The organism is Ruegeria sp. HKCCD7303, from assembly GCF_013111185.1.
In the GTDB taxonomy this organism is placed as follows: Bacteria; Pseudomonadota; Alphaproteobacteria; order Rhodobacterales; family Rhodobacteraceae; genus Ruegeria.
On the sequence record NZ_WVRE01000001.1, the window covers coordinates 967942 to 986161 of the forward strand.

15 protein-coding genes are annotated in these 18220 nt (G+C 56.5%); 6 read left to right on the forward strand and 9 right to left on the reverse strand.

Annotated features, from left to right (window positions below; translation table 11 throughout):
- Window positions 1-21: 21 nt before the first annotated feature.
- The 7 genes from addA to regB form a co-directional block, all read right to left on the reverse strand.
- The gene (addA, locus tag GS630_RS04370) at window positions 22-3378 is read right to left on the reverse strand and encodes a double-strand break repair helicase AddA (RefSeq protein WP_171620451.1); all 3357 of its coding nucleotides are present in this window, start codon (window positions 3376-3378) and stop codon (window positions 22-24) included.
- Window positions 3375-6347, reverse strand: coding sequence for a double-strand break repair protein AddB (gene addB / locus GS630_RS04375; RefSeq protein ID WP_253285895.1), 2973 nt, complete (start codon window positions 6345-6347; stop codon window positions 3375-3377). The genes addA and addB overlap by 4 nt, the downstream gene beginning before the upstream one ends.
- Window positions 6292-6978, reverse strand: coding sequence for a nucleotidyltransferase family protein (locus GS630_RS04380; RefSeq protein ID WP_171620453.1), 687 nt, complete (start codon window positions 6976-6978; stop codon window positions 6292-6294). Before GS630_RS04380 ends, addB begins: the two co-directional genes overlap by 56 nt.
- Window positions 6975-7979, reverse strand: a complete 1005-nt coding sequence (locus GS630_RS04385) for an aminoglycoside phosphotransferase family protein (protein ID WP_171711877.1) — start codon at window positions 7977-7979, stop codon at window positions 6975-6977. Before GS630_RS04385 ends, GS630_RS04380 begins: the two co-directional genes overlap by 4 nt.
- Window positions 7976-8449 (reverse strand): tRNA (adenosine(37)-N6)-threonylcarbamoyltransferase complex ATPase subunit type 1 TsaE, encoded by a 474-nt coding sequence (tsaE, locus tag GS630_RS04390; protein ID WP_171178749.1) that lies wholly within the window; start codon window positions 8447-8449, stop codon window positions 7976-7978. Before tsaE ends, GS630_RS04385 begins: the two co-directional genes overlap by 4 nt.
- 41 nt (window positions 8450-8490) lie before the next feature.
- Window positions 8491-9996, reverse strand: coding sequence for a PAS-domain containing protein (locus GS630_RS04395; RefSeq protein ID WP_171234610.1), 1506 nt, complete (start codon window positions 9994-9996; stop codon window positions 8491-8493).
- A gap of 66 nt (window positions 9997-10062) precedes the next feature.
- The gene (gene regB, locus GS630_RS04400) at window positions 10063-11460 is read right to left on the reverse strand and encodes a sensor histidine kinase RegB (protein WP_171178767.1); all 1398 of its coding nucleotides are present in this window, start codon (window positions 11458-11460) and stop codon (window positions 10063-10065) included.
- 90 nt (window positions 11461-11550) lie between these two features.
- Here regB and GS630_RS04405 point away from each other — a divergent pair, with 90 nt between their 5' ends.
- Both GS630_RS04405 and GS630_RS04410 read left to right on the forward strand, forming a co-directional pair.
- A complete protein-coding gene (locus tag GS630_RS04405; RefSeq protein ID WP_171178769.1) occupies window positions 11551-12177 on the forward strand; it encodes an SCO family protein in 627 nt (208 codons plus the stop codon).
- An 80-nt stretch (window positions 12178-12257) separates the two neighbouring features.
- Window positions 12258-12812 carry an ActR/PrrA/RegA family redox response regulator transcription factor gene (locus GS630_RS04410; RefSeq protein WP_050604676.1) on the forward strand — a complete coding sequence of 185 codons (555 nt, stop codon included), beginning with the start codon at window positions 12258-12260 and terminating at the stop codon, window positions 12810-12812.
- Between the two features lie 120 nt (window positions 12813-12932).
- On the opposite strand, the gene GS630_RS04415 is transcribed toward GS630_RS04410, so the two are convergent.
- Complete coding sequence (locus GS630_RS04415; protein ID WP_171178772.1) at window positions 12933-13526, reverse strand: HD domain-containing protein; 594 nt, start codon at window positions 13524-13526, stop codon at window positions 12933-12935.
- A gap of 205 nt (window positions 13527-13731) precedes the next feature.
- Between GS630_RS04415 and GS630_RS04420 the strand changes: the two genes are divergently transcribed.
- The 4 genes from GS630_RS04420 (at window position 13732) to GS630_RS04435 (ending at window position 16782) form a co-directional block, all read left to right on the forward strand.
- Window positions 13732-14046 (forward strand): hypothetical protein, encoded by a 315-nt coding sequence (locus GS630_RS04420; protein WP_171178774.1) that lies wholly within the window; start codon window positions 13732-13734, stop codon window positions 14044-14046.
- A 102-nt stretch (window positions 14047-14148) separates the two neighbouring features.
- Window positions 14149-15537, forward strand: a complete 1389-nt coding sequence (ahcY, locus tag GS630_RS04425) for an adenosylhomocysteinase (RefSeq protein WP_171178776.1) — start codon at window positions 14149-14151, stop codon at window positions 15535-15537.
- Window positions 15538-15550: 13 nt separating this feature from the next.
- On the forward strand, window positions 15551-16300 hold the full coding sequence (locus tag GS630_RS04430) for an extensin family protein (protein ID WP_171620457.1): 750 nt from the start codon (window positions 15551-15553) through the stop codon (window positions 16298-16300).
- Window positions 16301-16440: 140 nt separating this feature from the next.
- Window positions 16441-16782: a DUF2853 family protein gene (locus GS630_RS04435; protein ID WP_171178779.1), complete on the forward strand. Its 342-nt coding sequence runs from the start codon at window positions 16441-16443 to the stop codon at window positions 16780-16782.
- Window positions 16783-17000: 218 nt separating this feature from the next.
- Here the strand turns inward: GS630_RS04435 and GS630_RS04440 are convergent, their stop codons facing one another.
- Window positions 17001-18176 carry a hypothetical protein gene (locus GS630_RS04440; protein ID WP_171178782.1) on the reverse strand — a complete coding sequence of 392 codons (1176 nt, stop codon included), beginning with the start codon at window positions 18174-18176 and terminating at the stop codon, window positions 17001-17003.
- Between the last annotated feature and the right edge of the window lie 44 nt (window positions 18177-18220).

Below are 18220 nucleotides of genomic sequence, written 5' to 3' on the forward strand. Positions count from 1 at the left end.
TAGGTGTCGCGCCGGGTAAGGTCAAGGTATCCGGGTTCGGGTCAGTGCATCCGTCACAAGATCGTGTGGCAACCACATGAGGTTTGCTGTCCGGGTCCACAAAATAGCGGTTCGGATGTTCCGGCCGGGGTAGATCTGAGCAAGCGCCTGCGCATAAGCCCCCATTTGACGTAACAGGCCCTCAGGGCAGTCTTCAACGCGAATTGGAACAGTTACATTTGTTTTGAAGTCAATCACTTGTACGTCCGTATCCGAAACGATGAGCCGGTCGATGACCCCATGCATACGCTGCCCATTCAAATCTGCGGTTACTGGAACTTCGGCCAGAGTTTCAGGTGCAAAAATATTCCTTAGCGATTCTGCCGTCAGAACCTGGGTGGCTTCGGCCAAAAGCTCTTGCCGGTCTGTGTCTTGCATATCCGGTAGAAGCCGTGCGCAAAGTTCGGGCCAAATCTCCGGTTCAGCTATCGGCAAGTGCTCCAGCAACAGGTGAATACGTGTTCCACGCAGTTTCGCAGCGTCTTCATCCAAACCAGCTTCACCGGGTAGCGCTTTGACCCCCCCCAGATCCGAAGGGCTGAGCGTACTTGTGGGTTCAATGGGGTCAGGTGCCGGATGCAGAAATATGTCTGGTAACTCGGATCGTTCAGTCGTCATTTGCGGTTGATCGACCAAAGGCAGCGCATCCCAATCCCCATGAGACAGTCGGCGAATGTCGGAACCCGGCAGCTGCGCGGCTCCGGCCCTCTCCATCGCGGCCTCGACCATTTGATACCAGCTGTTGCCGTCTTTCCCCAATTCGCCGGCTGCGGCCACGATCAACCGCTTTTCGGCCCGTGTTAGAGCCACATATAGCAGCCGGAGCCGTTCATCTTCCTCACGCGCACGCGCCTGTTCCCGCGCCTGTGCGATCAGTTTGGGCGATGCATCTGCCGACACTTTCCACAGCGGAATGCCTTCGGTCACCATGATCTCGGCATCGCGCGGTGCTTGGCGTTTGGCGGTATCCGGCAGGATCACGATTGGAGCCTCAAGTCCTTTTGAGCCATGCACGGTCATCACCCGGATCATGTTGCCCACACCGCTCATCTGCCGTTTGATTTCCAGATCGTCGGTCTGCATCCAGACCAAAAACCCAGTCAAGCTGGGGATATCGGTGCGCTCATAGGCCAACGCCTGGGACAACAAGGCGTTGATGCCGTCTTCAGCTTCGGCCCCCAGACGGCCTAGCAATTTGCGCCGCCCGTCATGGCGGGTCAGAATGCGCTCGATCAGGTCATAGGGGCGCAAAAAGTCGATCTGACTGCGCAAATCGTTCAAAATGGCAAGCGTTTCGGGAAACTCCTCAGCCCGGTTGCGCAGCGCGGCCCAGAGGAATTGCTCCTTTCGCCGGTGCGCCAGATCGAAAAGCTGTTGTTCAGACCATCCGAACAAAGGGGATTTCAGAACCGTTGCCAGCGACAGGCTGTCTTCGGGCGTGGCCAGAAAGCTCAGCAACGCGGCGAGGTCTTTGACCGCCAGTTCAGCACCCACCTTAAGCCGGTCGGCCCCGGCGATGGGCAGACCGGCGGATTTGCAGGCGCGGATGATTTCGGCAAAAAGATCCGAGCGGCGCTGTACGAGGATCAGGAAATCCCCCGGCTTCACCTTTCGCCTTTCGAACTTGCCGTTCTTGCCATCTTCAGGGATCGTTTCACCCCGTTCGATCATGGCCTTGATCGACTGTGCAACCTGTTCGGCCAGAATGACAGTATGGTGCCGCGCGCCAGGGCGATCCACCGGATCGGTCCAGTCGCCCTCCTCGGCCTCTTCGACCTTCTCCACAACTGGCCAAAGATCAACCCGGCCCGGCAGGTCAGCTTTGAAAGCACGGTGCTGGCTGTCCTTGTGAAACCCTGCCTCGATCCGGTTTTCAAATAGAATATCGACCAAGGACAGGATCGCGCTGGAGGAGCGGAACGAATATTCCAGCGTCATATCCCACAGTTTAGAGTCTGATTCAGCCAGTTTCCGGCCAAACTCTTCCTGCATTCTGTCAAACGCCTGCGGGTCTGCGCCCTGAAAGGAATAGATCGACTGTTTCTTGTCGCCCACGACAAAAATCGTGCGTTCAACCCCGGATCGGGCCCCTTCCCCACTGGTGAATTCCTGAGCCAGTTTTTCGACCACGTCCCATTGGTCTGGGCTGGTGTCTTGTGCTTCGTCCACCAGAATATGGTCGATGCCGCCGTCCAAGCGATACAGAACCCATTCGGCCACCGCCGGGTCATTCAGCACTTTCCGCGCGCGCAGGATGAGGTCATCGAAATCCAGCCAGCCCCGCAACTGCTTGCGCCGTTCGTACTCTGGCAGGTAGGCTGCGGCAAAGCGGTGCAGGACAGCGGTTTTTTGGGCCGCGACCAAGGCTAGACGCTGTTCGCGCGCGGCCTCGACCCGCAGCATGAAGGATTCCAATTGCGGCATCCGGTCGGCCAGTTCGCCCTCACGCAGGGGTTTGGTCGGAAACCCATTGATCTTGGCGGTGAAAGGCTCTTTTGCGCCTTTTCCGGTCAGCAACACGCCTTCCAGAATAGGCAGATATGCCAATCGGGTCTCAGTGAACCCGGCCAGCTTCGCCGCTGCCTTGCCATCGTTGACGCCGCTTTCTGTCAATGCGGGCAGCATGGACTGGATCAACTCGACTTCGCCGCCCAGAAACACCCGCTCGGCCAGGGCCGTTTCGTCAAAGCCTTCCGGCAGATCGAACCGTTTCAACAGATCGGACCAGCCCAATGGCTGGGCAAACAGACTGCGCCTGTGCGTGATCGCAGCTGTCAATTTTTCAAAGCCCGTATCGGTCACGAACCGCGCCACATCTTCAATCAGCCCGGCTTGCGGACCTTCTGCGAAATCCTCGACGATCTCTTCCCGCAACAGGGCGGCTGCACGGTCTTCCATTTCGGAGAACTGAGGGCTGACCCCGGCCTCCAGCGGGAAGCGCCGCAGCAACGAGGCGCAGAACGAGTGAATGGTCTGGATTTTCAAACCGCCCGGCGTTTCGATGGCGCGGGCAAACAAAGTGCGTGCTTGCGCCAATCTGTCCGAGTCGATGTCGCCGGGCACGCCCAGATCAGTCAATTGTTCCAACAGAGGAGCATTATTCAGCATTGCCCACTCGCCAAGGCGCTTGAACAATCTGTTCTGCATCTCGCTTGCTGCCGCCTTGGTATAGGTCAGGCACAAGATGTGTTGAGGTTGAACCCCACCCAACAGCAACCGCGCCACGCGGTCGGTCAGAACCCGCGTTTTGCCGGACCCCGCGTTGGCCGCTAGCCAGGTCGAGGCGTCGGGGCGCGCGGCCTGCACTTGCCGTTCGGTTGCATCGTTGCGCGGGCTCATTTCAGGTCCTCGGGGCAGGTTTCAGCAGTACGGTCCCATTCGCCGAACCGCGCCAGATGATCATAGTCACCGATATCCGTATCCTTGTGCAGCATCCGACGGGATGAAAACCCCTGATCAGGCTCTAAATAAGCCAAAATTAGCTCTTTCAGCTCAGCAATAACTTTATCGGTCGGCTCTTTGACCAAGGGTGCGGAGACCTCTTTGTAACTGCCGCCCATGCCGATGAAGATGGCTTCGGCTACATCAATTGGGTCAATGCCTTCAATCCCGCCCTGCTCAGCCATGGCCGCCTCGATCAACAGTTGTTTGTCGAATTTGGATTGCTGACTTTCCGTGGGCGGCGCGCCGGTTTTGTAATCGATGATCCGCAACGCGCCCCGGCCATTGTGATCGATCCGGTCCGCACGTCCGACTATGGTAAAATCCACTGGATCCAGCACCAGCTTCATGGCCGCCTCAAACGCAATTGGCCCGCCGTCACCTCGGCGCGTTAGTTCAGCGCCTAGGAAGTCATCCGCGATCCGTTCCAACCGAGCCAGCCAGAGTTTGCGGGCGGTAGGCCAGGCTACATGCTGTTCCAGAAGGCTGTGCGCCCGTTTCAGGAAATTCTCACGTGTCAGCAAAGCGCTATCGAGAACGCTGTCTTTAACGAAATGCTCAAGGATTTCATGGATCACGATCCCACGCAGCAAGGCGTCAGGGGCCTGAACAAGCGGATCGAGTGGTTTCAGGCGCAGCACGTGTTTGGCATAAATCGCGTATGGATCGCGGATCAGCCGCTTGATTTCGGTCACAGACAGGCGTCGCGGGCGCGCGGCGGCGGGTGGCCGTGGCGAGGGGCGAGACGCGGGTTCAATGCGCGGCGCTTCTTCCAAAGCTTCTGACCAGTTCAGCCAGTGCTGACCACGCGCACGCATTCCTTCCAGAGCGTTGCGACCACCCTGCTCCGGCAACCCTTGCAACAGGTTTGTCAGCCGGTTCAACCACCGTGACGGCACCGTTTCCGCGTCATCCGAGCGGATCGCGCGGGTAAGCCAGACCTCGGGCGCGCCGATGGCTTGTTGGAAATCATGCGCCGACAGACCGATCCGGCGTTCAGGCAGCAGCAATCCGGCCTTGTCGCGCATCTGACGGTTGAGCCACGGATCTGGCGTCGGGGCCTCGGGCCAGCTTCCTTCATTCAGCCCGCCCAGAATCAGCAGGTCGGCACCCTGCACCCGCGCCTCAAGCGTACCCCAGATCATGATATGCGGGTGCGGGGCGTCGCGATCACGAACCTCTTCGCTGGCCAAAAGCGCGCCCAGAAGATCGGCAAAATCATGGGCCGTCATCAGGCCACCATGCTGCGCTTCATCTTTGAGAGAGTTCACAACCGCCAGCGCCTTTTGACCTGCGTTTTTGTCCCAAAGCGTGCCGGTTACACCTGTACTACCAGACGAGATCGCTTCGGCCAGTGTTGTCAGTCGGTCTACCCAGTCGGACAGATGCAGCTCGCCGCTGATGTGCTGGTCGCAAAAGTGATGTACGACCCATTTGACCCAGCTTTCCGGCGCTTCTTTGCGGATCGCAAATGCCGTCAGGCTGATACTGTCGGGGAATGGCGGGCCATGGTGGCGAAGGTCCAGTTCCAGATCACGGGTATGCAATAGATGAGCGCCGCGCTCACCCCCGTCATGGCACAGCGGGTGTTTCAGCAGCGTCAGCAACGCCTCGCCTTCAAGGCGGCGCGTGAACAGGTTGGCCACATGGCGCAGAAAACGACCGGGCGGTGAGAGTTGCAGAGGCAAGCCCGCACTGTCATCCGGCAGGATATTCCACCGATCCAGTGCGGCGCTGACCTGACGGGTCAACATGCGATCCGGCGTGATCAAAGCGGCGGTTTGTCCGGTTTCAGCAGCTTGTCGCAAGCGCAAGGCGATGGCCAAAGCCTCGGCTCTGGGCGATTGCGCCTCGACCAGGGTCAGGTCCTTGGTTGCGGCCCCCAAATCGGTAAGTTTTGGCCCTTCGGTCATCCAGGCGTCTGTTACCGGCGCTGGGCGCAAAGCAAGTGAAACCAAACGGTTGCGAGCAGGAGAGGGGGAGGACAGATCAGTCCATACTGCAATTTGATCAGGCACTAGTTCCAACGCGCGCATAAGTTTGCGGAACCGGTATTGTGGGTGATCTTCCGACGTCAGCGCGTCGTCCAGCCCCTGCCATACATGATCGGGTTGGTCGAAATCATAGCCCGGCAGAACCAGCGCCCCTTGTGGCAGACGCGCGATGGCCTCCATCAACATAAGCGTTGTTCCGCGCGACCCGGTGGAGCCCGCCAGAATGACCGGATGGTGCGGAGGATTCTCCTGCCAACGCGCGATCAGGTTTTCGACAACGCGGCGCTGGCGAGCTTGCGCATCCATCGCCTCTGCACTGGTGTCAATGAAGTGATCCGCAATGCTGATGAAAGCCTGCGCTCGTGCCCAATGCCCCGACATGTCGCTGACATCCAACTGCCGAATGGCCTCGGGCGACACACCTTCACCCTGCATTTCATCAATGAGCGCCGCCAAACTGTCAGAGAGGTCGAAGACCGAAGAGCGCGCCGCTAAATCCGGTTGCTGTTCCAGCAGTTTGGCCACCAACTGCGTGAGTTCCAGACGTCGCCGCAGGGCGGGGGCGGCCGGGGGAATCTGCGCCAGATCAACACTTTCCCCCAAATCGGTGACCAGCGACAGACGTGGCAGCAGGCACGGTGGACCTTGATTGAACAAATCGCGGACGCGCCGTTCCATACGCCGCGTATTCAGCACCAGCTCCACCCGCGCCAAGGCTTCCGGCGGGCCAGAGCAGCGTTGCCGCAGGCCATCGACCAATGCTTTTGGGAAATCCGTGCCGGGTGGCACAGCAAAGACGCGGGGCAGGGCGCTGGGTTCAAACAACAGCCAACAGACCTTCGGCCAGGGCGATACCCTCGGGTCGTCCAACATCACACCAACGCCCCGGATACTCGGCTGCAAACAGGCGGCCTTGATCTTGCATCTGGTTCCAAAGCAGGTTCAGCGAAAAAGCGGGTTGCGCAAACCTTTGTAATCCATCCGTTTTGACAATTTGCGCCCCCCCATAGACCAAACCGGGACCGCGTGTGATGCGACCGTCCGCGTCGACCGAGAAATCTCCGTCCCCCGTGTGACCAATGGTTTGGGCGATTGGAATACACATCAAAAGCGCATCCATACGAGTCGGATCCCACGCTTTTTGCAACAGGGTCAGAGGGTTTGGGCCCGACCAGATGGCATCGGTGTTCAGCGTGAAAACGGGGTCGGTGCCCAACAAGGGTAGGGCGGCCCTTAATCCGCCGCCGGTTTCCAGAATCTCTGGTTCTTCGCGTGAGATCATTACCCCTTTGGGGTTGAGATGCGCATACAGCTGATCGGCGTGGTAATGCACGTTCGCCACGATGCGCACAGGGTTAAGTTCGTGCGCAAGATCCAGCGCGTGATCAATCAGAGGGCGCCCGGACACATTAATCAACGGCTTGGGACGGTCCTTGGTCAAAGCGCCCATGCGCGTGCCAAACCCTGCTGCAAACAGCATCACGCCAAAGGGTGAACCGGTCATTGCACCCTCAGCTTGTTCAGGTTTTCAGGGGATGGGCTGGGCAAAGCCTCGTGCAGCAACGGTGCGATCGACACCAGGGCCGGATGATCCAGATCGCGCATCAGATGATCCCAGACCGCTGGTATCATGTCCACGTAGTGCGGTTTGCCAAAGTCCGTGGCAAGGCGTGCGAACACACCTAAAATGCGCAGGTTCCGTTGTGCGCCCAGCACACTGTAGGCCGTGCGAAAATCGTGATCGTCCATGCCAGAGGCCGCAATATACCGATTGATCATCTGCATTTCGACCCCGGGAGAGACCTTGCGGCGAATGTCCTGCAGCAGTGAGACCAGATCGTAGGCGGGATGGGCCAGAACGGCTGATTGGAAGTCCAGCAGGCCAACGCGTTTTAGCCCGTCGCGATCCGGGAGCCAAATCAGATTTTCCGCGTGATAGTCCCTGAGCGCGACCACTTTCGCACCTGATGTTTCGCGGTGCAGAACATCCGCGAAACGGTGTTCAAACCGGCTTAGTGCACGTGCGTCGTAAGACCCCAATATTCCGGCCGCGTAACTTGTAAAGGCCAGCGTGCACAGTTCGGTCATCAGCGGCGGGTCAAAGGATGTCAAAGACAAAGACGGCGCTTGATGCAGGTGCAGCAAAACGTCTGTTGCCGCTTCATACAAAACACGTTCCTTCGAAGGATCCTTTGCCAGCACCCGGCTAAAAAGATCGTCACCCAGATCTTCCAGCAACAGAAAGCCGTATTGCGCATCTTCTGCGTAGATCTCAGGTGCGCTCAGGCCAACCGAACGCAGGTAATTCCCGATGCGCACAAAGTCCTCGACATCCTCGCATTTTTCAGGTGGTGCATCCATCAAAACAGCCGTGTGCCCACTGGCCTGGTCGGTCAGCCGTTCGTAGCGGCGGTCCGAAGCGTCGCCCGCCAGCGGTGCACGGGTGGCGTTGGCCCACTGGGTTTGAGCAATCAGGGCTTCGGCGAGGACCGTCCTGTTTGTCATCCAAAGGTCTCCAGTTTTTTCGTCCATTTCGGATCATTCCATGACAGGGTCAAATGGCGCAAATCTTCAGTGTTAGGGTCTGTTTTGAAGGTCAGCTTCAAAGCGGCACCTGGGGTAAGTGGACCAAGTTTGTCAGGCCACTCGACAAGGCAGATAGCAGTTTCGAAAGCGTCAATCAGGCCCAGTTCCTCAACCTCGTCTACCGCACTCAAACGATAGAGGTCGCTGTGCCAGATTTCGCCAATCGGCGTATCGTAGACCTGCACCAAGGTAAACGTGGGCGAAGGGACATCTTCGGGCTCGGACATGAGCGACTGAATAAGCGCGCGCGCAAAATGGGTCTTTCCGCTGCCGATCTCACCTTCCAACAACACAACATCGCCCGATCGCAAGTTTGCACCAAGATGCACGGCGAAATTGGCTGTTTCTTCGGGGGACTGGAACGTTAGGGATCGGGGCAGCTTCGTCATGGCGCCACAATGACCTTGCGCCCGACAGGCTGCAACCCGGTTCAGGCGCTGATCTGCTCGATCAGAGGGATTTTTGCCGGGGTTTTAGTAGCCGAAAACCGCACGATTGTCGCGCCATTGTGAACCGGAATGATTGTGCATTCCACAAGGATGCCGGATTTTAATTGAATGTCAGCTGACCATTCAGCCCGGTCGTCGCGTGTTTCGACAAAATCCCGGATTTCACCCAAGATCGGGGTCGCGTAACACTGATCCTGCCAGCGCCGCATTACGTCTGTGGCTGTGTCCGTCTGAAACCCGGTCTCTTCCGTGCCACCCCAAAGCCTTTGATAAGCATAATTTGTAAAAGCGAGGGTACCGTCGTCGGCAAAAACGGCAATTGCATCTGCAAGCTTGTCGAAAATGGATTGCATAAGATCCATTTCAGACCGAAAGCGGCGCGTCAGGGTGATTTCGGCGGTAATATCCTCGAACAAAAACGCCACTGCTCCATCCGGGTGGGGTCGACCGCTGACGGAATAAACCGATCCCGATGGAAGTGACCATGTCTCGTGATAGTTTCCGTCTTCTGCCGCTTCGAGAAGATCATTCATCTGTCGCCGCCAACTGCGATAGTTTTTGGGTTCCGGCATCATATGTTGATCCCGCAGGCGGTCAAAAAAGCTGCTTAAGCTAGGACGGCAGCTCAGGAAATCGGGTGGAAGAGTGGTCAGGTCGATCAAAGCGGGATTAAAAAGTGCAAGCTGCCGATTGCGATCAAAGATGGCCAAACCGATCGAAAGTTGAGCAAAGGTCTTGGTCATGGTCTGAACGAATTTACGCTGTGCGGTTTCCGCTTCGACTATTGCGTTAATGTCTACGGCATAACAAAGGTGGCCGGGCTCCTGCTCAATCTGGGTCAGGTCGAACCAAAGCTTGTTGCTGCTGCCTGAAACACCGACCGAAACTCTGGTTCTTCCGACGGATCGTTCTTCAGGGGCAGAGGGAAACAGGGGGACGGTCAGATCGGTGTCCTGATCTCGCGTTTTTCGGACAAGCGAAACATAGGCGGCGTTGCACCATTGCACCCGATTGTTTTGATCCAACAGCCACACAGGGTATGGGGCTTGATCCATGGCCAGCCGGGTCGGGTTGTTCAGAGCACCTGACACTTCGGGCTTTTTCTCGGTAGATTCACGTAGCCGAACGCGGACAATTCCGTCAATCCACTCGCACAGAACATCACGTTCAACCGTGCAGTCGATTGGAGAGACCACAACATACCCACTGTCGCGCACGGTATCCGGAGATTCCGGAAAAGTCGGGAAATCCCTTTGCAGCAATCGGCGCAAATCTGGCCAGTTTCTCACGTGTTCGAAACCCGCAAGCGCAATGTCGGAATGGCTGATCAGCCGTTCTCCGTCGAACAGAAACACCGCATCGAACAGAGAGGTAGTCGAAAACAGCCCATACGACTGATCCCTGTACGCCCGGCGCGGCACAAGCCACAGAACGGCAAAACAGCCCGAGACGATGCTGATTGCGGCCAGAATGATCCAATCGGCCATCATTATCCCCAAAGCAGATCCCAACCCGGTCTGACTATGGGTGTGTTTGGTTAACGGTCTCTTAACTTACACCTGGATACGTTCATTCAAACCCGAAGGGACGGGTGTGTCACCTTTTTGCGCGTCGATCAGTTTGCGGGGCCACGACACTTTGACAATAGCCCCCTTGCGCGCCGGGTCGTCAGTCAGGTTTTGATAAGGGTCCGCGCCGTTGGCGAATTCCAACTCGGCACCGCTGCGCTCCAATAAGGTTTTGGCGATGAACAGGCCAAGGCCCATGCCTTCGTATTCAGGCCGGGCTTTCTTGTCGGCGTCAGCGCGCCTGCGCCGCATAAAAGGATCACCGATGCGTCCGATCATGTGTGACGGATACCCTCGACCGTCGTCCATGATGCTGACTGTGATCACTGTGTCGGTCCACTCGGCCTCGACCCAGACATTGGCTCGGGCAAAATCCACTGCATTCTGGATCAGGTTGCGCAACCCGTGAATGATTTCGGGTTTTCGCAGGATTGACGGCTGCTGCACATCGCCGTCCAACGCCGGCCCTTCCGAGAAATGAACCTCTTTTCCGCGCCCCACATGTGGCTCGGCCGCCTCGTTCACCACGGTTGACAGTGGCGCCTGTCGCAAATGAAGGTCGTCTTTGCCGGCTCGGCCCATATCCCGCAGAATATCGCGGCACCGATCGGCCTGCTCGCGGATCAATGCGGCGTCTTCCTTCAAGTCCGGGTGATCGTCCAGTTCTTCGATCAGTTCCGCGCTGGTCAGTTTGATTGTTGCCAAAGGTGTCCCCAGCTCATGCGCGGCAGCCGCAACAACGCCACCCAGATCGGTCAGCTTCTGTTCGCGCGCCAATGCCATATGCGTTGCGGCCAATGCCTCGGACATGGATTGAACTTCCGAGCTGACGCGGTGGGAATAGGCGCCGATAAACACAATAGCGATGACAATCGCGGCCCAGTTTCCGAACAGCAGAATATCCGGGATATCCAGAACAAGTCCCAGACTGGTGCGTAGAGGCAGGTGGAACTCGGCCAGCAGGGTTGTCAGAACAATCGCCACGGCCCCAACGATCAGGGTCGATCGGGTGCTCATAACATTGGCGGAAATTGTAACCGGCCCTAACAGAAGCAGTGCAAACGGGTTGTTCAACCCCCCCGTCAGATACAGCAATATCGACAGTTGCAGCAGGTCGAAAAGAACCATTAAGAAGTTTTCGAACTCGGTCAGGCGCTTGTTTTGTGGGAACAACAGGATGGCTGTCAGGTTGCCCATGACGGAAATGCCAATGGCCAGATAACACAGGCCCAGTTGCAGTTGCACATCATAATATTGCTGGGCAACGGTGATGGCTGTGAACTGGCCAATGATGGCCACCCATCGCAACAGGATAAGGGTGCGCAGGCGAATCCAGCTGCTGCGTTCCTGGCCGCGCCAAAAGGTCTGGTTGGATTCTGCCATTGGTTCCTTATGTCCTGTTGCATAGGCTGATCATCTTGATAGGTGTCCCGGCCGAAACGTTCAACAACCCCTTGCGACCGGAAAACTGAAATGACCCGTCTATACGCAATTCTTGCAGCTGTTGTGTTGGCAATTGGCCTTGGGGCCATGTGGCTTCTGACGCGTGGTAGCGGTTCTGATGACCAGTTCGCGCAATGCCGGTCCAGTCAGATCGCCGGAGGCGCGGCGGCCATCGGCGGGCCCTTTGAGCTGGTTAATGGCAAGGGTGAGACTGTCACTGACGCAGATGTGATCACCGAACCTACGCTGGTTTATTTTGGCTATACGTTCTGCCCGGATGTCTGCCCCTTCGACATGTCGCGCAATGCAGAGGCCGTGGATATCCTGGCCGAACGGGGTTATTCCGCAACGCCGCTGTTCATTTCAATCGACCCCGAACGCGACACGCCAGAGGTTGTGGATGACTATGCCTTTAATCTGGGCGGCAAGACCATCGCGCTTACCGGCTCGCCCGAGCAAGTGAAGGCGGCCAGCAAGGCCTACAAGACCTATTACAAGGCGCATGACAAAAGCGACGAGTATTATCTTGTCGATCACTCCACTTTTACCTATCTGGTCACGCCCGAACATGGTTTTCTTGAGTTTTTCAAGCGCGATGACACGGCCGAGCAGATGGCGGACAAAGTTGGGTGCTTTCTGGATCAGGCCGCATCGTAACAAGGTTGTTTGACCTTTGTTCGCGCGCTGCTATTACTCATACCCAAGCCAACGGCATGAAATAGCAGAAAGACCCAAATATGGCAGACAGTTCTCAGCTTGATATCGGCCCTGACAAATCCCTGCTTCTGGTAGATGATGACGAGCCGTTTCTGAGACGTTTGGCCAAGGCCATGGAAAAGCGTGGCTTTGAGGTCGAAACCGCGGGTTCCGTTGCAGCAGGACGCGCGATTTCAACCGCGCGTCCTCCGGCTTATGCCGTTGTTGATCTTCGGCTCGAGGATGGCAACGGGCTGGATGTGGTCGAAGTGCTGCGCGAAAAGCGCCCCGATAGCCGGGTTGTGGTCCTGACCGGGTATGGCGCCATCGCCACCGCTGTGGCCGCTGTGAAAATCGGCGCGACGGACTACCTTTCAAAACCTGCCGACGCGACTGACATCACAAACGCGCTGCTGGCCAAGGGCGACGAACTGCCTCCGCCCCCTGAAAACCCCATGAGCGCCGATCGCGTGCGGTGGGAACATATCCAGCGGGTCTACGAGTTGTGCGACCGGAATGTCTCTGAAACCGCTCGGCGGTTGAACATGCACCGCCGGACTTTGCAGCGGATTTTGGCGAAACGCAGCCCGCGGTAAGATATTCTGGTATTGCGACAAAGATCGCGACCCAAACTAAAAGAAAGACAGTCCAGCCACGGCTAATTTGACTGGCATTAAACTGCCTGCACCATTACTTTTCGTCGTTCGGATTGCTGATTATAGCTGCGCAAGCAGGTCTTCATGCCGCGCGGTATAGGCTTGCCGCACCTCAATCGGAGGTCTCAGCGTAATCTGCAACCCCTCCATCACCGCCCGATCCGGGCGGCCAAAGAACTTCGTTGCCTCGGCCTCGGAAAACCCAGCGATTTGGGTTGCCTCCATCCAGGCGCTGATCTTGTCGGCCTTCTTGATTTGACGTTTTACGGTCTTCGGCACCTCGGCGGGCAGACCGAACCGGATATGAATGGCGGCCGCCAACCGATCATCCAGCGCGCCATAGTCGGGGCCAACAGCGGATTTGACGGGTGAGATCATGTCGCCGATCACATATTCCGGTGCGTCATGTAACAGCGCCGCCAGCCGCCATTTTATCGGTGCATTTGGGGCAATCCGGCCAAAAATTTCTTCGACCAGCAGGGAATGTTCGGCCACGGAATAGGCAAAGTCGCCGTTCGTCTGGCCGTTCCAACGGGCGACAAAGGCCAATCCATGCGCAATATCTTCGATCTCGATATCTACCGGGGTTGGGTCCAAAAGGTCCAGCCTGCGGCCTGACAGCATCCTCTGCCATGCTCGGGGTTGTGTTGCCATTTTGCCATGCCTTGTGAAGTCGGACACATAAAAATCGTATTTTGTGGTATGATTTACCTGTCAGGATCACTTGCTGCCAACGTTTTCTTGAGCATTCGTGCTTTGAAACAACATCATCCGATCCCGACATAAAAACCGAGGGGGGCACACGCTTCTCCCGGTGTGCTCCTCTCACAAGCGAAACGCGAAACGAAAGGAGTTTGCCATGTTCAAGCGTTTGTTCGCCCTTGCACTGACTTTTGGAATGGCTGCCACAGCCCCACCGGCCTTTGCCAAGAATTGCGCTGAGCGCGACGATATTATCGCCAAATTGCAGGAAAACTACGCCGAGGAATTGGCCTTTGGTGGTCTGCAAAAGACACGCGGGGCGCATTCGGTGATGGAGGTTTGGACCTCTAAGGAAACTGGTAGCTATACCGTTTTGGTCACCAATGCGAATGGAATCAGTTGCATTGTTGCCGTTGGCACTGATTTTTTTGAAGCGATACCAAAGATAAAAATTGAAGGAATCCCAAGCTGACAAAGACTTACATCTTTTAGTTGGAAGTCGTCTACATTGCCTCCTGCCCCAAGGAATGCTAGGGCAGCCGGGACTAAGATTAACCGGAAAATGGAGCGCCTGATGGCCGGGGACTATATCGTTAAGGACATTTCACTGGCCGGGTTCGGCCGTAAGGAATTGGACATTGCCGAAACAGAAATGCCGGGCCTGATGTCCCTGCGCGCGGAATACGGTGAAAGCAAGCCGCTCAAAGGTGCGCGCATCGTTGGATCGCTGCACATGACCATCCAGACGGGTGTACTGATCGAAACACTGGTCGCACTGGGTGCGGATGTGCGCTGGGCGTCATGCAATATTTTCTCAACCCAAGACCACGCAGCGGCAGCGATTGCCGAAGCCGGTGTTCCGGTCTTCGCCATCAAGGGTCAGACGCTGGAAGAGCATTGGGATTATCTGGACAAGTCCTTCCTGTTCGAAGACGGCCCGAACATGATCCTGGACGATGGCGGCGACGCGACGCTGTATATCCTGCTGGGCGCTCGCGCCGAGGCGGGTGAGGACATCATCCCGGTCCCGGGCTCGGAAGAGGAAGAAGTGATCAAGAAGCAGATCGCTAAACGCATGGAAGCATCGCCGGGTTGGTTCACCAAGATGCGCGACCAAATTCAGGGTGTGTCCGAGGAAACCACGACTGGTGTGAACCGCCTGTATCAGCTGGTGAAAGACGGCCACCTGCCGTTCCCGGCGATCAACGTGAACGACTCGGTCACCAAGTCGAAATTTGACAACAAATACGGCTGTAAGGAATCGCTGGTCGATGGCATTCGCCGCGCCACCGACACCATGATGGCCGGTAAGGTTGCCGTGGTTTGTGGTTATGGCGACGTGGGCAAAGGCTCGGCCGCTTCGCTGCGCGGCGCCGGTGCCCGTGTGAAAGTGACCGAAGTGGACCCGATCTGCGCCCTTCAGGCCGCTATGGACGGTTTCGAAGTCACCCTGTTGGAAGACGAAGTTGCCAGCGCGGATATCTTTATCACCACCACCGGCAACAAGGATGTGATCCGCATCGAGCATATGCGTGCGATGAAAGACATGGCCATCGTTGGCAACATTGGTCACTTCGACAACGAAATCCAGGTCGCCAGCCTGAAGAACCACAAATGGACCAACATCAAGGAACAGGTGGATATGATCGAGATGCCCTCGGGCAACCGCATCATCCTGCTGTCCGAAGGCCGTCTGCTGAACCTCGGCAACGCCACCGGGCACCCCTCGTTCGTGATGTCGGCATCCTTCACCAACCAGGTTCTGGCGCAGATCGAGCTGTTCACCAAAGGCGACCAGTACCAAAACGAGGTCTACATCCTGCCCAAGCATCTGGATGAGAAAGTGGCTCGCCTGCACCTCGACCGCATCGGCGTGAAGCTGACCCAGATGGACGCCGATCAGGCCGCCTATATCGGCGTGAAGCCGGAAGGTCCCTACAAGCCGGAACACTACCGCTACTAAGTGCTGTCTGACGATGACGCAGACTTCTGGACGCCGCCGGTTTTTGTACTCGACGGCGTCTTTCTTTTTCAGGCTGGCGGTCGTGGTGATCCTGCTGGGCGGTGGGGGATGGTGGCTATTGACGCATCCCAATACGCCGGTGCCTTCTTACTGGAATCCGTTGCGCGATCTGAAAATCAGCGCGCCGGTGACGCCGGTCACAAAATGGCAGTTGAACCGTGCGCTGGCAAATGAGGCGCAGTGCAGGGCTGCTTTGGCAGAGGCAGGTGTGCAATTCCCAGCAATGCAGGATCTGGTTGTCGATCAGAATTGCGGCATCAGCGGGCGTGGTTTGCTGTCGCAACTGGTGACGGCTCGGATGGAGCCTGTGGAAACGAGTTGCCCCACCACGTTGCGTCTGGCCATGTGGGAAAACCACGTTGTGCAACCCGCCGCGCAGGATCTGCTTGGGACCGAAATTACCCGATTGCGCCACATCGGCAGTTACAATTGCCGTCGTATGCGCACAGCGCAGGGCGAAAACAGCGGGTGGAGCAGCCACGCGCGCGCAGACTCGATTGATGTTATCGGGCTGGATACTGCCGATGGTCGGACGCTGACCTTACTGGCTGACTGGCAACGTAATGAACCAGAGGCAGCGTTTCTGAGACAAATCTGGCGTGGCGCCTGCGAATGGTTCCGCGTAGTTCTTGGCCCTGATTTCAATCGTTTGCATGCCGATCACTTTCACTTGCAAGGACCGGGTTGGGGATACTGTCGTTAGATTGTTTAGAAGCCTTCATCCCAAATTTGACCAAGGGGGAGAAATCGCGAATTTTTTTCCTTTTGGAATACACACGGGCGCGGCTAGTCTTCCGGCCATCGGTGATAAGGGCCGAATTAACGCATTAAGGAGATTGGGATATGGGCAAGCGCGACGAATTGATCGCCAAATACGCAGAAGACCTGAAGGACAAATGTGGGATGGATCCCGATATGGACCTTTTAACCAAGGTTACGATCGGTTGTGGTCCGGCGATCTATGACGCAGATGCGGCAACTGTTGCAGCCAGCCAAGAGTCCGAACTGGAAACCGTCAAGAACAACTTCCTGATCAAAAAGCTGGGTCTGGCCGATGGGCCTGAATTGATGGAAGGGATCAATAAAGCCATGGAAACCTATGGCATGTCCGAGCGTAACAAATACCGCGCTGTGGTCTATTACATGCTGACCAAGCATTTCCGTAAAGAGTCTGTTTACAGCTGATCATCGCGCAAAGTCATTCTGCGCCCGTCGACTAATGACGGGCGTTTTGTTTTTGAATTGAAGTTTAGGGACTTGGTATTTGAAACCATGGTCATGGTTGGGTTAAGTTTAAACCGTGACCAGGACGGTCAGAACCAGACATTTCCATACGCGTGTGGTGAGTAGGGAGCACGCGGGGGTAGGGAAGGTTCTGCATGGTCAGAACCTTCCCTTATTTGTTATCTAAGCTCATTCAGAATGCGTTCTATAAAGTTGTCGAAACTGTTGGGTTGATTGTCTGAAGTGCGGTTTGCACCTCCGCCTGCGCCAGCAAGATAGACCTCAATGCGCCCAGGGCGTGTTTTGCTGCCAGAACCTGTGAAGTCCCGCGCAATACCACCCAAAGCCTTGGCAGCAAGGTCGGCGTTTTCAGCGTCTGCAGGGTGATAATACCGCACCTGAGTTTCTCTGATCCGATAGCCTACACGCGCGGTCGCAACCACATTCGCTTGGCTTTCGTTCAAAAGTTCGAATGCCCGGTCGCTGGTGTCTTGTGATACCCGTGCCGGAACGAACAGTGACACTTCAAGGTCGATCGAAGGTTTAGAGGGTTGAAGTGGTTTTACCTCAGAGTAATTCGGAGTCGCTGATTGCGTGATCTCTTTGGGCAATGGGTCGAAGACTGCCTGTGTCGGCTGTAAAGAACTACGCTTGTTCAGCAGGCTGGAAGCGGGATTTTGCGGCGCAACGGGAACTGAAAATGATACTGGTTTGGCAAGCGTTTCCGGAGCCTCCAAAACAGGTTCAAGTAAGGAGGGAAGAAACACAATCGGCGGGGCAAGTGATGCTTCGGTTTCTTGCGGTGGTGTTTCATCAATATCAATGGAAGGGGTAACTGGCTTTTTCTCAAGAATCGGAGCTTGGATTTCTTCCTCAAGCACGGGCGCAGCCGGATCCTCAGGAATTTGCTCGATCGCTGCAGATGTAGGCGAAAGTGTTTCGTCCAATGCAGGTTCGTCGATAGGATCATTCGATTGCACAACAGAGTTTTCTGGCGTGGACTGTCGTGTTTCAATCACCTTTGTTCCGGCCCAATGCAGCAAAGCCCCACAAAACAGAGCCGCCAAAATTATAGGGATTCGGCTTTTCGAAGGCGGTTTGCTGACAGGTTCGTTCAGGTGGAGTGAGCGTACCCGTTCGGACACGATCTCGTCGATCTCAGTGTCATCTGTTGGCGGTAGCAGGTCTGTCTCAGTTGGTTTCAAGCGCGGTGGTTCGCGCGCTTCGACCTTTCCATCAGCCAGCGCGTTTGCACGCTTTTCGCGCGCCTCTTTCAGGCGCGCTTCCCAGGTTTTTGTGTTCTTCGCAGCGACGGCGTCTTCGAGAATCCCACTGCCGCCTTTAACGTCAGACACGGGGTCACACTTTCAAGAAAGACCGAATTTTATTCGAACACCAC

Bases quoted from the DNA above. Each gene is read 5' to 3' on its own strand.
- addA (WP_171620451.1), bottom strand. From the start codon at position 3,378: ATGAGCCCGCGCAACGATGCAACCGAACGGCAAGTGCAGGCCGCGCGC.
- addB (WP_253285895.1), bottom strand. From the start codon at position 6,347: ATGTTGGACGACCCGAGGGTATCGCCCTGGCCGAAGGTCTGTTGGCTG.
- GS630_RS04380 (WP_171620453.1), bottom strand. From the start codon at position 6,978: ATGACCGGTTCACCCTTTGGCGTGATGCTGTTTGCAGCAGGGTTTGGC.
- GS630_RS04385 (WP_171711877.1), bottom strand. From the start codon at position 7,979: ATGACAAACAGGACGGTCCTCGCCGAAGCCCTGATTGCTCAAACCCAG.
- tsaE (WP_171178749.1), bottom strand. From the start codon at position 8,449: ATGACGAAGCTGCCCCGATCCCTAACGTTCCAGTCCCCCGAAGAAACA.
- GS630_RS04395 (WP_171234610.1), bottom strand. From the start codon at position 9,996: ATGGCCGATTGGATCATTCTGGCCGCAATCAGCATCGTCTCGGGCTGT.
- regB (WP_171178767.1), bottom strand. From the start codon at position 11,460: ATGGCAGAATCCAACCAGACCTTTTGGCGCGGCCAGGAACGCAGCAGC.
- GS630_RS04405 (WP_171178769.1), top strand. From the start codon at position 11,551: ATGACCCGTCTATACGCAATTCTTGCAGCTGTTGTGTTGGCAATTGGC.
- GS630_RS04410 (WP_050604676.1), top strand. From the start codon at position 12,258: ATGGCAGACAGTTCTCAGCTTGATATCGGCCCTGACAAATCCCTGCTT.
- GS630_RS04415 (WP_171178772.1), bottom strand. From the start codon at position 13,526: ATGGCAACACAACCCCGAGCATGGCAGAGGATGCTGTCAGGCCGCAGG.
- GS630_RS04420 (WP_171178774.1), top strand. From the start codon at position 13,732: ATGTTCAAGCGTTTGTTCGCCCTTGCACTGACTTTTGGAATGGCTGCC.
- ahcY (WP_171178776.1), top strand. From the start codon at position 14,149: ATGGCCGGGGACTATATCGTTAAGGACATTTCACTGGCCGGGTTCGGC.
- GS630_RS04430 (WP_171620457.1), top strand. From the start codon at position 15,551: ATGACGCAGACTTCTGGACGCCGCCGGTTTTTGTACTCGACGGCGTCT.
- GS630_RS04435 (WP_171178779.1), top strand. From the start codon at position 16,441: ATGGGCAAGCGCGACGAATTGATCGCCAAATACGCAGAAGACCTGAAG.